11 protein-coding genes and 1 pseudogene are annotated in these 14724 nt (G+C 56.7%); 8 read left to right on the plus strand and 4 right to left on the minus strand.

Annotated elements, in window-relative coordinates; all coding sequences use genetic code 11:
• Nucleotides 1-46: 46 nt before the first annotated feature.
• The 3 genes from FH08_RS0137100 to FH08_RS0137110 all read left to right on the plus strand — a co-directional run bounded on the left by FH08_RS0137100 (nucleotide 47) and on the right by FH08_RS0137110 (nucleotide 3636).
• Nucleotides 47-1438, plus strand: coding sequence for an MFS transporter (locus FH08_RS0137100; protein WP_081889690.1), 1392 nt, complete (start codon nucleotides 47-49; stop codon nucleotides 1436-1438).
• 75 nt (nucleotides 1439-1513) lie between these two features.
• The gene (locus tag FH08_RS0137105; protein ID WP_051888809.1) at nucleotides 1514-2863 is read left to right on the plus strand and encodes a lactonase family protein; all 1350 of its coding nucleotides are present in this window, start codon (nucleotides 1514-1516) and stop codon (nucleotides 2861-2863) included.
• Nucleotides 2824-3636 (plus strand): RraA family protein, encoded by an 813-nt coding sequence (locus tag FH08_RS0137110; RefSeq protein WP_235210621.1) that lies wholly within the window; start codon nucleotides 2824-2826, stop codon nucleotides 3634-3636. Before FH08_RS0137105 ends, FH08_RS0137110 begins: the two co-directional genes overlap by 40 nt.
• A 329-nt stretch (nucleotides 3637-3965) precedes the next feature.
• On the opposite strand, the gene ltrA is transcribed toward FH08_RS0137110, so the two are convergent.
• Entirely contained in the window at nucleotides 3966-5234 is a 1269-nt protein-coding gene (ltrA, locus tag FH08_RS0137115) for a group II intron reverse transcriptase/maturase (RefSeq protein ID WP_051888856.1), read from the minus strand.
• A gap of 622 nt (nucleotides 5235-5856) precedes the next feature.
• On the opposite strand from ltrA, the gene FH08_RS0137120 reads away from it, so the two are divergent.
• The 3 genes and pseudogenes from FH08_RS0137120 to FH08_RS0137125 all read left to right on the plus strand — a co-directional run bounded on the left by FH08_RS0137120 (nucleotide 5857) and on the right by FH08_RS0137125 (nucleotide 7794).
• Complete coding sequence (locus tag FH08_RS0137120; protein ID WP_031363192.1) at nucleotides 5857-6252, plus strand: nuclear transport factor 2 family protein; 396 nt, start codon at nucleotides 5857-5859, stop codon at nucleotides 6250-6252.
• Between the two features lie 435 nt (nucleotides 6253-6687).
• Nucleotides 6688-6942, plus strand: a pseudogene (locus tag FH08_RS54230) (hypothetical protein); the annotation flags it as partial.
• Nucleotides 6943-7023: 81 nt separating this feature from the next.
• Entirely contained in the window at nucleotides 7024-7794 is a 771-nt protein-coding gene (locus FH08_RS0137125) for a transporter substrate-binding domain-containing protein (protein ID WP_031363193.1), read from the plus strand.
• A gap of 332 nt (nucleotides 7795-8126) precedes the next feature.
• Here FH08_RS0137125 and FH08_RS0137130 read toward each other — a convergent pair whose 3' ends face one another.
• Complete coding sequence (locus FH08_RS0137130) at nucleotides 8127-8771, minus strand: DUF1109 domain-containing protein (protein ID WP_031363194.1); 645 nt, start codon at nucleotides 8769-8771, stop codon at nucleotides 8127-8129.
• Nucleotides 8772-8776: 5 nt separating this feature from the next.
• Entirely contained in the window at nucleotides 8777-9358 is a 582-nt protein-coding gene (locus FH08_RS0137135; RefSeq protein ID WP_235210622.1) for a sigma-70 family RNA polymerase sigma factor, read from the minus strand.
• 420 nt (nucleotides 9359-9778) lie between these two features.
• Here FH08_RS0137135 and FH08_RS0137140 point away from each other — a divergent pair, with 420 nt between their 5' ends.
• Both FH08_RS0137140 and FH08_RS0137145 read left to right on the plus strand, forming a co-directional pair.
• Nucleotides 9779-10318 carry a DoxX family protein gene (locus FH08_RS0137140; RefSeq protein ID WP_051888811.1) on the plus strand — a complete coding sequence of 180 codons (540 nt, stop codon included), beginning with the start codon at nucleotides 9779-9781 and terminating at the stop codon, nucleotides 10316-10318.
• A gap of 481 nt (nucleotides 10319-10799) precedes the next feature.
• The gene (locus FH08_RS0137145; protein WP_031363197.1) at nucleotides 10800-11615 is read left to right on the plus strand and encodes a PhzF family phenazine biosynthesis protein; all 816 of its coding nucleotides are present in this window, start codon (nucleotides 10800-10802) and stop codon (nucleotides 11613-11615) included.
• 615 nt (nucleotides 11616-12230) lie between these two features.
• Here the strand turns inward: FH08_RS0137145 and FH08_RS0137155 are convergent.
• Nucleotides 12231-14435, minus strand: a complete 2205-nt coding sequence (locus FH08_RS0137155) for an OsmC domain/YcaO domain-containing protein (RefSeq protein ID WP_031363199.1) — start codon at nucleotides 14433-14435, stop codon at nucleotides 12231-12233.
• Between the last annotated feature and the right edge of the window lie 289 nt (nucleotides 14436-14724).

Raw genomic sequence — 14724 nt, forward strand, 5'->3', positions numbered from 1 at the left:
CCATACAAAGGCCACAGAAGCCTGGGCATCGATAAAAGGAGACAATATGACCGACATCGCTTCCCCGATAGCCAATACGGGTGAAAGTTTCCCCCGCAATCCGAGTCTGCCCGATGCCCATACGGCACAGCGCGACAGAGCCGACGCGCAACACGCGGCATTGGTCGCGAGTGCTTCCCGAAAGGCGATGTTCCGCATCTTGCCGGTATTATTCCTGGGCTACATCTTCAGCTATCTCGACCGGACGAACGTCGGGTTTGCGGCACTGACGATGAACCGGGATTTAGGGCTCACGTCGAGTGAATTTGGCTGGGGGGCCGGCCTGTTCTTCGTTAGCTATGCCATTGCCGAGATCCCGAGTAACTTCGCGCTACAACGATTCGGGGCGCGACGTTGGCTTGCTCGCATCATGGTGACTTGGGGCATTCTCTCGACGTGTACCGCCTTCGTTGTCGGACCGCATTCGTTTTATGGTCTGCGTTTTATTTTAGGTATCGCCGAAGCAGGGTTTTTTCCGGGCGTCGTGCTTTATCTGAGCGACTGGTTTCCGCGCGCCTATCGTGGCAGGGTGGTGGGGTGGTTCACGCTTGGCGTACCCATTTCCGCGATTATCGGCGGCCCCTTATCTGGCGCCTTGATGCAAATTCATTCATTCGCTGGTTTGTCCGGCTGGAAATGGTTGTTTATTGCGCAAGGTCTGCCTGCGGCCATCCTTGGCGTGATCGCGCTATTTCTGTTGACCGACAAACCCGATGACGCACGCTGGTTGTCTGCGGAAGAGAAGGAAGCGCTGCGTGTTCAGCTCAATAGCGAAGTCGTGGAGAACTCCCCCCACAACTTTGTCGCCGCGCTAAAAGACCCTCGCGTTCTGCTGCTGACGTTATTGCTGTTCACCTTGCTTGTGGGAAGCATCGGCTTGGGTATTTGGCTTCCGCAAATCATTCACCGCGAGGGCGTACCCATATTCATCACCGGTTTGATGTCCACCATTCCCTACATTGCGGCAGCCGTGGGCATGATTGCGTTGGCGCGCGTCATGGATCGGCGGGGCAATTATGTCGGCATGTTGGCGGTAATGAGTGTGGTGGCCACTATTGGCTTTGTGCTTTCAACGCTCTCGCCGTCGGTGTGGGTCGCGTTGGCCGGCGTGTCGGTTGCGATGATCGGTGTCAATGCCGCGCGCACTGCGTTGTGGTCGTTACCTTCCACGTTTTTGAGTGGCTCGGCTGCGGTGGGTGGTATCGCCTTCATCAATGCCATCTCCAATTTTGCGGGCATCGCCAGCCCGGCAATGATTGGCGCAATCAAGCAATGGACCGGCTCTTTCACGATGGCGCTGTTGGCGATGGCCGCATCGCTGCTGGTCACCGCTATCGGCGCTGTCGCGCTGGGCATGCTGCTGAAACGACAGGCGCGGCAGGCGCACAAGGTCCTGTAGGCAGACGAGAGCATTAAACCAGATACACGTTGAAAGGCGGCGCCAAGTTCGCCGACACAGTCAAGGAGACACATTATGCATAAATCACAACCGACACTCAGACCTGTCAACGCACGTCGTCGCTTTTGCTTGATGGCCGCAGGCACGGCGGTCACCACCCTGGGTGCCACCGTCGCGCACGCTGCCAATGCCAATGCCAACGACACCACCGATCATCCCCCTACGCAACGTGATATCAATGCTGACGCGAGCAATCGAGCACCGACATCATCGCTGTCGATTGCAGGCGTGGGCGCGACGCTTCACACGTTTCGTATTGATGAAACGCAAGGTAGTTTGCAGAACGCCGGTGTGCTGACGGTGCCAGCTCCCGTGCAATACGCCTGGCGTCATCCCCGTATGCCGCTGCTGTACGTCGCCTATAGCAATGGTTCTCCCACCACTGCCGGCGATCATCATGGCTTAGCGACGCTCCACGTTCAAGCCGACGGCACTCTGACAGAAGCGTTTGCGCCGTTGACACTGCATAACCGGCCCATCAATATCACGGTGTCGCCCGATGGAAAATATGCGCTTGTCGCCTACAACGCGCCCAGCGCCGTGACTGTGCACGCGCTCAGCCCGCACGGACAGCCGCACGTGGCCATTCCACAGAACAGTGCTATCGATGCGGGCGTCTATGCGCATCAGGTGCGCGTCACGCCTGATGGCAACAGCGTACTGCTGGTCACGCGGGGTAATGACGCCAAACCCACGAAGCCCGAAGATCCCGGTGCGATCAAGCAGTTTTCATTTCAAGATGGGCAACTGAGTAACGAGCGATCAATCGCACCGCACGGTGGCTTCGGTTTCGGGCCCCGTCATCTCGATTTCCATCCTACACAACCGTGGGTGTTTGTCTCGCTCGAACGTGAAAATCAGATGATGGTGTTTTCAATGCGCGATGGGCAGCTCGCGGAGACACCCATTTTTACGGTATCTACCGTACGCGACACTGCGCACCAGCAATCGCGGCAAATGGTGTCCGCGATTCATATTTCGCGAGATGGGCGTTTCGTCTATGTCTCTAATCGTGCAAATGGCATTGCCGACGTAAACGGTCAAAAAGTGTTTGCCGGTGGCGAAAACAGTCTGACGGTGTTCAGCATCGATCAGTCCACAGGCGCACCAACACGACTGCAATCCATCGATACAGACAGTTTCAATCCGCGCACCTTTGCATTGACGACCGACGGTCGCATGGCGATTAGCGGGGCAATTGAATCAATGGCTGTTCGACATGGTGACGACGTACAGATAGTGCCTGCGTCGTTGACGCTGTTTCATATCGGTCAGGATGGCCGCATGACGTTGGCTGGCAAAACGGATGTGCAAACCTCTGGCCAATGGATGTTCTGGACCGGTGCGTTCGACACGTCTGTGTAAATGACAGGTATCGCCGTATCACTTTTTTTCACCTCATCGGAGCGCAAAATATGACTTACATATCGACATCAACATCGCCGACAGATGACCGCGAAGGTTGGCCTCCCGGATTTTATGTCGGCACACGTGTCCGGGTCGCCAGTGATGCGCAAGTGGACGCCTTTCGTCACATCCCGGTCGCGCATGCGGGTGACGTGTTGGGCCGGGTCACAGGACCGTTGGGTCTTCATGCCTACCATAACGATATCGCCTTAACGATGTGTGGTCCTGCGTTGACCGTGCGTGTTCGGCCGGGTGACAATATGATGATTCACAAGGCCATCGAACTGGCGCAGCCGGGCGATGTAATCGTTGTGGAAGGCGGGGGTGATCTAACGCAGGCGTTGATTGGTGGCCTGATGCGCACCTCCGCTATAGCGAAGAAAGTGGGCGGGTTTGTCATTGACGGTGCGCTCCGTGATCTCGCAGAGTGGGCGGAAGGCGGACTACCGGTATATGCACGCGGCCATACTTTCCGTGGACCGACCAAGGAGGGTCCGGGCGAAGTGAATGTGCCCATCGTCTGCGGCGGCATGATCGTCCGTCCCGGCGACCTCGTTATTGGCGATGCCGATGGCGTGCTGGCGCTTCCGCTCGAACGTCTAGACGCGCTGCTGCCCCTGTGCCGTGCCCATGCACAAAAAGAAGATCGCATTCGCGCCGCCAATCGAACCGGCACCTCGGATCCGGAACGATTCAATGCATTGCTCCGTGCAAAAGGTTGCCCAGTGTAGTTCACGTTAAGCAACGGAGAGTTCAGGTAGACGTCCACTATCCATCCTGATCTAAACCCCCGTCGCAAGGGGTTGTGAACGTCCGCTCTGTACAAATCTGACAGACCGCTTAGGGTCGACATGCGCCCGACGCGTCGGACAGCACGCGGTAGAGTCGAGTTGTGGCGCGGGAACATTAGGTTCGGTTTGTCTGTTGCCGCCTCTTTCGTCTGGCGGTGCCCCAATAACCTGACCATGGTTCCGTTTTCACACCCCGCTCATCGAACCGGACATGCAGATCTCCCGCATCCGGCTCTCGGACAAGACATCACGCCTTCGTACACGGCAAGTCACTTCCAAGGCCTTTGGAGACGAACGAGACCGAAGTGCCCGTAGAGGTGCGAGGTTGGATAGCTCCCGCCCCTGCGACGCCTTACCTTGTGCTTGGTACGTAACCACCGACGCAACCGCGTGCTGGTGTAGCTATCGAGCGCCCGATATGCTCGGCTGACCGTCCCTACCTTGAAGTAGTTCGCCCAGCCGCGTAGCGTGCGATTCAACCTGCCAACCAGCTCCGTGGTATCCAGCCACGTCATGGAAGCGGCGGTCAGCGCATGAACCTTCTCAACCATGCGCCGGATACTCTTCTTTGACGGCCGCATGCCCATACGGGCCTGGCCAGTCGTCGCCGAGTACATCCGCCCAAACGTGTAACCCAGGAAGTCGAATTCGCCTTCCGGAACTATGCAGATTTGCGTCTTCTCCTCGTTGACCGTCAGCTTCAGTTTGCTCATGATCTCGCGCATGCGCGCCAAGGCTTCCTCAGCCTTACCCCGCTTGCACAGGATCACCAGATCGTCCGCGTAGGTCACGATTCGACTGCCAAGACTGCACTGAAGCCCGAGCTTCTTCCATGCCAGCACAAACCGGCGCATGTAAATATTCGCCAACAGTGGTGAGATGGGTGAACCTTGCGGAATGCCGCGCCGGCGATCTCTGGCCTCCGTCGTACGCTTCTTCCGGCCTCGGTTATCGGTTTCTTCTACGGCGCATTCCAGCCACATCCTGATCAAATGCAGCACACGCCGATCAACGATGCCTCGCGCGAGCGACAACATCAAATCGGCGTGCGGAATACTTCCAAAGTAGTCCGCGAGATCGGCGTCAACAACGTCCGTCTGCCCTCGCTGCAGCCGCTCCTCCACCTCGATCACCGCTTGCTGGGCATTGCGCCCCGGGCGGTAGGCGTACTGCTCTGGTGGAAGGTCCGCTTCGAAGATCGGTTCGAGCACCAGCATCGCTGCTGTCATGCACACCCGATCTCGCAAGGTCGAGATGCCCAGTGGCCTCAGCTTGCCATTGGCCTTCGGGATGAACACTCTTCTGATAGGGTCCGGCCGGTAACTCTCCTGCCTGAGCGCAACCACCAGTTCGCCGAGCCACTTCTGCACCCCGTACGCCTCGATCTCCGCGAAGTCTTGCCGATCGACACCCGGCGCGCCCTTGTTAGAGCGACACTGGGCGTACGCATGCGCCAGCACATCCTCACGATAGATCTTGTCGTACAGCGCGTAGAAGCGATACCCGGCTTCTGCCTTCGCTTTCGCGTGTAACGCCATCTGCAGCTTCTGAACACGAATCGGAGTTGATAGGTTGCCCAACCTCCACGTCCTCACTACGTATTGCGTCTGTCTTGAACTGAGGCCCCTTTCCTCCACCAGCATTACACCGGCTTCGACGGTAATACGGGCCTCTCCGTCACCCCAAGGCGCCCGGCCTGTCCCTCGCGGGCGTCCGGTTGGTCATCCCTGACCACATCAAGGGGCTTCCCGTGTTGCGTGCGCTTCCCTTGTGTGCATGCTGTCGCCACTACCCCGGCGCAGCGACTGGGCGTCCTGCCTGCTCGTTCACCCAGCCGTATCAGCCTTCCCCGATATGGCAGTCAGGTCGGCCTGCGCATCGTCCTTTTCGAGGCTTGCTCAGCGTTCACTCGCGTTACGGCCTGCACACTCGCGCTGTCACCGTATTTCGTGACACGCTTCACCGAAGGCTTCAACCGCTTCGTTACCTCCACGATTGCTCCGGTTGCTTCCGGCTGGAGCGGTTGCCGGGCGGGGCTTGCACCCGCTGGGAAAGCGCCGCCTTTGCACGGCGCACGCCAACAGGAGCCATTCGACACGGGCGGCGGAATCGCTGACAATCTTGAATCACAACTCCTTCAATTTGCCGAACGCAGCAACGATGACAGAAGACACTACCGATATCTCGGTGCTCGTCCGTGAGTTTTGGACGCTCATGGGTTCAAACGACTTTGCATCCGTGCAGGCGGTGTTAGGTGAGCAATTCATCCTGGAATGGCCCCAGTCGAACGAACGCATCCGTGGTGCCGGGCGGTTCGCACAGATGAACTCGGAGTACCCGGCGCAGGGTCCGTGGCGCTTCGCAGTGAACAGAGTCGTGGCTAACACGGTTAGTGAAGCAGTATCCGATGTGACGGTTACCGATGGATCTATGACCGCGCGAGCCGTATCGTTTTTCTCAGTCGAAGCCGGCAAAATCACTCGCATCGTTGAATATTGGCCAGAGTCATATGCTGCCCCTGCCAATCGTGCGCATCTTGTCGAGCGCATCGAGTAGGTGACCGCGTATCGCCGGCGTTGTGCCGGCTAGACCACCGCCGCGAACCGGCCAACTCCCGCCGTTCGTCTGCGGACGCAAAGGGAGATTCAACCGTCGGCTCTGCCCAGACAACGGACCTTTGTGGGCTGATTATGTCATTCGGGTCGTCGGCCGAGCCAGTCCTCGGCGCAAAGCGATGACAGCGGCGTTGCGACGCCCGCTTCCCTGAGTCGTGAATGCATACTTTCGTCTCCAGGCCGACTAGCGGTAGCCGGTCGCATAGCCCCTATCTGCCGGGATGAACTTGCAGCACAGTTCGACGAGCCCAGAAGCAAAGGCAGAATTGCTCGTGATTCGCGAAAATCGGCTCAATTCCTTTCGCCTGTTCGCCGTTCCAGCCCCATAAGATTAATTTCCACTCTGGGATAGCCCTGAAACTGCGCCGGTAGCGGAATCATCGTGATAGCGGGACTGAGTCTGTGCGGGATGGGTGAAACTCAATTGCTGAACGGTTTCAAGAACCTGCTTGGCGCTGTGATGGCCGGTGCATCGATCGCCGCGCTCGGGGTCGGTGGACAGGTCGCACAGACCGCAGCCGGATTGATGATGATGGGATCACCTATTGGCGGTCTATCGGGCGCTCGCATCGCACAACAAATCGATGCAAAACTTCTGCGCCTCCTGATTCTGGCTTTCAGCTTCCTGATGGCACTATTTCTTCTACAAATTCTGGCTGTCACCTTACTTTCGACGTTCAACTTAAAACGCACACCGCACAGGAGCCCCCTTATGAAGTTCATCGCCGTCTTAACGTTGCTGTTCGCGCCCTGCGTCGCATTCGCGCAAACCTCGCCATCTACCCTGGCGCGGGTCGCACAGAGCGGTGTGCTGCGCGTATGTACGCCAGGCGACTACAAGCCATTCAGTTTTCAGCGTGCCCCCGGAGAATTTGAAGGACTGGATGTCGATATGATGGGTTCGCTTGCGGGTACGCTCAACGCTCGGCCGGAATTCGTCAAGACGACATGGGCAAACCTGCTGCCTGATTTCGTCGCCGGTAAATGCGATATTGCAGCAGGCGGCATCTCGGTCTCGCTCGAACGCCAGAAACAGGCATACTTCAGCGCACCGTATATGGTCAACGGCAAGACGCCGATCACGCGCTGCGAGGACATCGCGAAGTACCAGACGATAGCAGCCATTGACCTGCCCAATGTGCGAGTAATTACCAATCCCAGTGGCAGTAATGAGCGATTCGCGAGAGCCAAACTAAGCCATGCCCAATTGACGATACACAGCGACAACCTGACGATCTTCGACGAGCTCATCAAGGGTAAGGCCGATGTTTTCGTCACCGAGGCGGCAGAAGCGATCGTGCAGAGCAAGGCTCACCCCGAGCTGTGCGCAGTGAATCCCGACAAGCCGCTGCAGTACGCGGAGATGGGTTATCTGTTGCCGAACGGCGATGACGTGTTCAGGAATTTCGTCGACCAGTGGCTGCATCTGAGCAAGGCCAACGGCGACTATGCGCAATTGAGCGCGAAGTGGCTAGGCAAATAGAGGATTGAAACCACTGCCACGTTGCTGTGGCTGGCCTCCAATGGCTGAGCCATGCCGACCGACTCTGCGGCTTGAATGACCGTTGAACCTCTGAAGCTGCCCTTGAGGTGGTGTGCGGTTCGACGGCCGTTGAGGGTCGAGATGACTCATTCGATCTTCATGTCAGCGGACATTCGTAGCAGCGCAACGACGAGGAATCCCGCACGGCCGGTCCGACAAACGGTCAATCGATTACTAAAGGCGTGCGCCGCTTCTTCGACCTTCGGCCGCTAGCTACTTACGCCAGAGACTGCAAGCGTCGGCATGATGCCGCAGGATTTTCGGAGGTGGCCTCACCACCAGCGAAAAGAGACACGCGCCAACAGGCACCCTGCCAACATCGGAATTGCCATACCGATCGAATACCACAGTGCCCAGAAGGGAACGCTCATCTCAGGACACCGCAAAACATACACCAGCGTGCCAATTGCGCCCGACAGCAGACCAACGGCCATGCCTGCAAGCCGCAGTCGCGTGGGCGCTAGTCCACGCATCGCCCAGGAAAGTGCAAGATAGCAAGGCACAGACAGCAGCGCAATGTAGACCGGGCAAGAGCTCCAGGTGTGACCAAACAGCAGCGCTAACCGGGCGTTGGCCGGTGCCGCTAGGAGCACTGCAAGGGCGACCACCCAAATGGCTGCATAGCACGCTATTAGCGCAAGCCACGCACGCCGTGTTGAAACGCCCGGGATTGCCAGTCGTGCGGCGACCAGGACCGCAGCGAAGGCCATGAGTAGCGGGAAGGCCAGCTTGCCCCAGAAGAACGGAGTGGCAAGAAGTTCAGGGAGATCGGGACGAATGCCGATGCTTGACACAAGGGCGACGACCGCCGCTACGGCGCCGACCGATAGCGCGATGCAGAAGCGGCGCAGAATCGCATGGCGATCTTGCGGCAACAGGCCAGCCGCCAGAAGGGGAATCAATTGGTCAGTTCTCATTTCGCCTAGCCCCGAATCAGGCGTGACAAAGCCTTGATACCACGATGAACGCCAACCTTGATGGCCGACTCCGAAAGCCCCGTCAACCTCGCCGTTTCTGACACCGACATTCCGTGCAGTCTGACGTATTCGATAGGAGCGCGTTGGCGCTCGGGCAACTGATCGAGCAGCCTGTCAATGTCACGCCGCGCATCGAGTGACTCAGTTTCGGACGTTGCAAACAGCTCCATTTCATCGTCAATGGGATCATGCAGCGCCTCGCGGTGTGCTTGAGCACGCAAGAAGTCGGCCACCTTGTGTCGGACAATTGCCGCTGCCCATGCAGTCACAGGAACCTGGTTCCGGTAAGTGTGAAGGCCATTGTGAAGCGCAATCAACACCTCCTGAAGCACGTCCTCTATGTCGTCCTCGTAAGATCGTAAGCGTCGCCTGAGCATGCCCCGCAGGTAACCCGAAAATACTTCCAGGAACGAAGCGTAGGCCACCGCGTTGCCATCGAGAGCAAGGTGCAGTAGACCTTTCAGCCGCATTTCCACCCCGCAAGCGGCCGCGCGGTCTACCGGCTTAGCGGGCACGATTACGGTCACTATTCATTGACACCATCTCTTCCTGAAAAGAACGCGCGCCTGCCGCTTTGGCGGGTACGCCCTTAAACAGTAAGTCGTTCAAAACGACGCGGCGGTTACACATCACGCCAAAAGTTTTTACTTCCCTCAAGATTTGGCACTTGCTTTCCGCGGACATCAAGACGGGCTAGACGACCGCTGCGCCGGCGGAAGAAAACCGTTGCAGATTCCGCTCCATCGCTCAGGCTCAGGCTCGTGCTCTCAACGCGGCTTTGCCTCTGGCAAGGCTCACCGCTATTCCGCTTTTTTTCAAAATCGTCAAGCCGCTGTAACCAGACTGCACTGTCTCCCGACCTACTTGATAACGGCATGCGATCGGTCACATATCCTGGTGGCAACGACCCTGCCGTCCCTTTATCGTTCTCGGGAAGGTCCTTCAGCATGAGCATCGTTCGTTTCATCTCCAGTCTCATAAGTCCTGCGTTGCTCGCCAACCGTCTGGGGCGTTGGTCGCCGCTACCGCTGCGCCTTATCGTGGGCTACGGTTTCATGGCGCATGGCTATGCAAAGATTGTTAAGCATCCTGAGAATTTTGCAGCCATTCTCCATGGCCTCAACGTGCCCGCTCCACATTTCATGGCGTGGGCGACGATTGCGATTGAGTTGCTAGGCGGCTTTGCGATTTTCGTCGGTGCTTTCGTCCCGTTAGTCACCGTCCCGATGATCGCGGTACTGCTTGTCGCAACCTTTACCGTGCATCTGCAGTTCGGCTTTACGTCGATCAAGCTGATGGCTGTCACGTCTGCCGGCCCGCAATTTGGACCGCCCGGTTACGAAACCGATCTGCTCTACCTTGCGTGTCTCGTCGCGCTCGTGCTCGGCGGTGCCGGACCGTTCGCAGTAGACAGTCTGCTTCCATGGCGTAAAACGAGCAAATCGCCATCCACCGTCTGCATGTCTGCGACCGGCGGACCGCAATAGGTCTTCGTGACGGCAGCGGCCCGCGCGAGAAGAAGCGAAATCAGGTTCTCGCGTCCACGCTGCGTCCTGCTTCGGGGATGGTCATGAAAGCATGGTGTTCCGTTTGTTCGGCGACTGTTTGTCCCTGTTGGTGCACACTGTCGAGTGCAGTCAACGCGGGAATGTTTCCGGCGAACAGTTCATTTCGAGTTAGGACACATCTGGCAAAGTTGCAGCGATGCGCCAGAGGCCCGCGCTTCCCGGGCCGGCACATAGCGGCCAGTCGCGATCATTTGCCAGGGTTTCGTACGAACGTTTGAACGTTGGAACGGACCTTCGTGTTCACACGACTCACGCTGCATCGTCGGCTTAAGTGACCGGTCGCTTTTTGTACTGAGCGTCGCAATCTGTACATGTTCGCCAGCGCAGCGGGCTGATATCGTTGTCTAAGAATAACGCTGCAATTCGCTGACTAACTTCCCGCTTTGACCAGGTACATCTCATGAAACTGCCGATCTATCAGATTGACGCATTTACGGATAAGGTATTTAAGGGCAACTACGCTGCAGTAGTGCCACTTGAACGCTGGTTGCCCGATGGTTTGATGCAAGCAATCGCCACTGAGAACAACCTGTCCGAAACGGCATTCTTCGTGAAAAATGCCGACGGCGCGTTCGACATCCGCTGGTTCTCTCCACTTACCGAAATCGCGTTTTGCGGACATGCCACGCTGGCAAGCGCATATGTGATCTTCAAGCGATGTAATGATTTGGAAGCCATTGAATTTGTAGCGAAAGCGGTCGGTCGGCTTCCCGTCTGCCGCACCTATGACGGTCTGATCGAAATGAGCTTCCCGCAGCGCCGGCCTGAGAAACTCAACGAAATACCCGCAAATTTGATCCAGGGGCTTTCGATACAGCCTCAAGAAGTGCTAATAACCCAGCAAGCCTATGTTGCCATCTACGGAACAGAGCACGAGGTACGATCCCTCGTACCCGAACTCAATCTGCTGTCGGCACTCGGTCCGCGCGATGTCGTCGTGACAGCGCGCGGAGATGAGTACGATTTTGTGTCCCGCTACTTTTGGCCTGCTAATGGCGGAGATGAAGATCCGGTGACCGGATCCATTCACGCGACGCTTGCGCCGTTATGGTCCGAGCGTTTGGGCAGGTCAGAACTCGTGGCCATGCAGGCGTCACGCCGCAGCGGGTTACTTCATTGTCGTGTACAAGACGACCGGGTGTATATCTCTGGTCAGGCTGTTCAATATCTTGAAGGGACAATCGAAATCCCGGAAGCGCAGATGCGACCGTTGTAGCCTGGAAGCGGCCGTTGAAGTCGCGTTAGGTCGAAGGGTGAAAGTGGGTCGGGAGTGTGAGTTCTCCGCTGCAGGAAGCTGCCATCCGGCTGCTCGATGCCGTCTACGTCAGCAATCTGCCGCATTGCTGACGTAGAACTCAGGCCGCCTCAACGTCTGTTAAGGCGGAAGACGCGACAAACAAAATCATCGATGGAACGTCCCTTAACAGGGTGCAGCGGACCTCAGAACTAGCGCCCTGCAGTCCCTTCGCGGCGAAGGCGATACCAATCCCGCTCAAGATGCCTTTTCCCCGCGACAGTCGCTTGCAACTCGGCCATTCCCACTCGAATATCAAATACGCTTTCAGCTGCCTGGATTTGCAAACGATTTGTCAGGAACAGGTGTTCCTCTACCCATCCCATGTGCCATGAATTCCGGTCGACCTTCCGGCCGGCGACATGATCCAAAGATGGGATTCTTATCGAAGGCCCTCGACCTGTCCTTCTTATCTGGCCATCAACGCTGGCGGCATCAACACTGATGCACGCCGGCACAGATGGTCGCTCGGGTATCCAACATGCATTCGTGCCGGGGGATGACCGGCATCATCGCATCCACCCATGCCCCATAACCCTAGCGCACTGCAGCCGCCACATTGGCCCGCGCTTTATGCAATTTTTTATAACTGTCGATCAAGCGGTGGTGCCTATCGAGACCTTCCAGTTTCAAACTCGTTGGCGTTAAACCATAGAACCTCACACTGCCGTCCACTGACCCCATTACCGCGTCCATCCGGGCGTCGCCAAACATCCGACGGAAGTTGACCGCGTAGTCGTCCAGTTCCAGGTCTTCATCGAGCAGCACCTCCAGCACCACATTCAACGCCTGGTAAAACAAGCCGCGCTCGACCGTGTTGTCGTTGTACTGCAGGAAGGCTCCCACCAGCTCTTGCGTCTCCTCAAATTGCTTCAAGGCGAGATTAATCAGCAGCTTCAACTCGAGAACCGTCAGCTGCCCCCAGTCCGTATTCTCGTCAAATTCGATGCCGATCAAAGTGGCAATATCGGAGTGCTCATCCAGTTCATTGTTATCCAACCGCTCAAGCAATGCTGCCAGGCCGGCATCGTCCAGGCGATGCAAGTTCAAGATATCGGCGCGGAACAACAGCGCCTTGTTTGTGTTATCCCAGATCAAATCCTCTACCGGGTAAACTTCCGAATAACCGGGCACCAAAATCCGGCAGGCTACGGCTCCCAGCTGGTCATGCACCGCCATGTACGCCTCTTTGCCCAAGTCTTCGAGAATTCCGAACAACGTTGCGGCTTCCTCGGCATTGGAGTTTTCACCCTGGCCAGAAAAATCCCACTCAGCAAACTCGAAATTCGCTTTGGCGCTGAAAAAGCGCCACGACACCACACCACTGGAATCAATGAAGTGTTCAACAAAGTTATTCGGCTCAGTCACCGCGTTGCTTTCAAAGGTGGGCTGAGGTAATTCGTTCAGGCCTTCAAAACTGCGCCCCTGTAGCAATTCCGTCAGACTGCGTTCCAGCGCCACTTCGAAGCTTGGGTGCGCGCCGAACGAGGCAAAGACGCCGCCTGTCCGCGGGTTCATCAAGGTGACGCACATCACCGGGTAGGTCCCACCCAGCGACGCATCCTTTACCAGCACCGGAAAGCCCTGCTCTTCCAACCCCTGAATCCCAGCCAGAATGCCAGGGTATTTCGCCAGCACTTCGTGCGGCACATCGGGCAATGCGATTTCACCTTCCAGAATTTCACGCTTTACCGCCCGCTCAAAAATTTCGGACAGACATTGCACCTGCGCTTCGGCCAGCGTATTACCGGCACTCATGCCGTTGCTGACATATAGGTTTTCGATCAGGTTGGACGGAAAATACACCACTTCGCCGTCCGACTGCCGCACATACGGCAGCGAACAGATACCGCGCTGCACATTGCCGGAGTTGGTGTCGACCAGATGCGAGCCACGCAACTCGCCATCGGGATTGTAAATTTCCAGGCAATACGCATCAAGAATTTCAGCGGGCAGCGCATCCTTACGGCCAGGCTTGAACCAGCGCTCGTTCGGGTAATGTACAAACGCCGCATTGGCGATATCTTCGCCCCAAAATGCACCGCCATAAAAATGGTTGCAATTCAGGCGCTCGATAAACTCTCCCAACGCCGACGCCAATGCGCTTTCTTTTGTCGCTCCCTTGCCATTGGTAAAACACATCGGTGAGTGCGCGTCGCGGATATGCAGCGACCACACATTGGGGACTATATTGCGCCACGAAGCGATTTCAATCTTCATGCCCAACGCCGCCAGATTGGCCGACATATTGGCGATGGTTTGCTCCAGCGGAAGATCCTTGCCCACAATATAGGTGCTGGCGTCAGAATCGGGCTTTAGAATGAGCAACGACTGAGCATCGGCATCCAGGTTCTCTACCTCTTCAATCACAAACTCGGGGCCGGCTTGCACCACTTTTTTCACCGTGCAACGGTCTATGAAGCGCAAAATGCCGCGACGATCTGCTTCCAGCATATCCGGCGGCAACTCAACCTGGATCTTGAAGATCTGTTTGTACCGGTTTTCCGGATCAACAATATTGTTCTGCGACAGGCGAATATTTTCGGTAGGAATATTGCGATTTACGCAGTACAACTTTACAAAGTAAGCTGCGCACAGGGCCGATGAGGCCAGAAAATAATCGAAAGGACCAGGCGCCGAGCCATCGCCCTTATAACGGATAGGCTGGTCGGCCACTACCGTGAAGTCATCGAATTTGGCTTCAAGACGTAGCTTATCGAGAAAGTTGACTTTAATTTCCATGGTGAATCCTAAAAACGATGCTCAAAATGATGTAGCCGCTATATCCGTCGCCAAGTTCAGTTGCACCAAACCGAAGCGCCACGCGTTCATCCAACATTTTCCAGAATGCGAGAACTACCAAGCGACAATCCACAATACAAAGCTCTGTAAAAACAGGGCTTCAATAGTCAATCAACCAGCAAATAATGCTTCAAGGCGGGAATTCTACTCTCAGTCGATCGTCAATCCAGTGGCTGCACCCTTGCGGGAACGGGATTGCTGCAAGCGTGTGTATCGACGATACCGTCAC

The organism is Caballeronia sordidicola (assembly GCF_000729995.1).
Taxonomy (GTDB): domain Bacteria; phylum Pseudomonadota; class Gammaproteobacteria; order Burkholderiales; family Burkholderiaceae; genus Caballeronia; species Caballeronia sordidicola_A.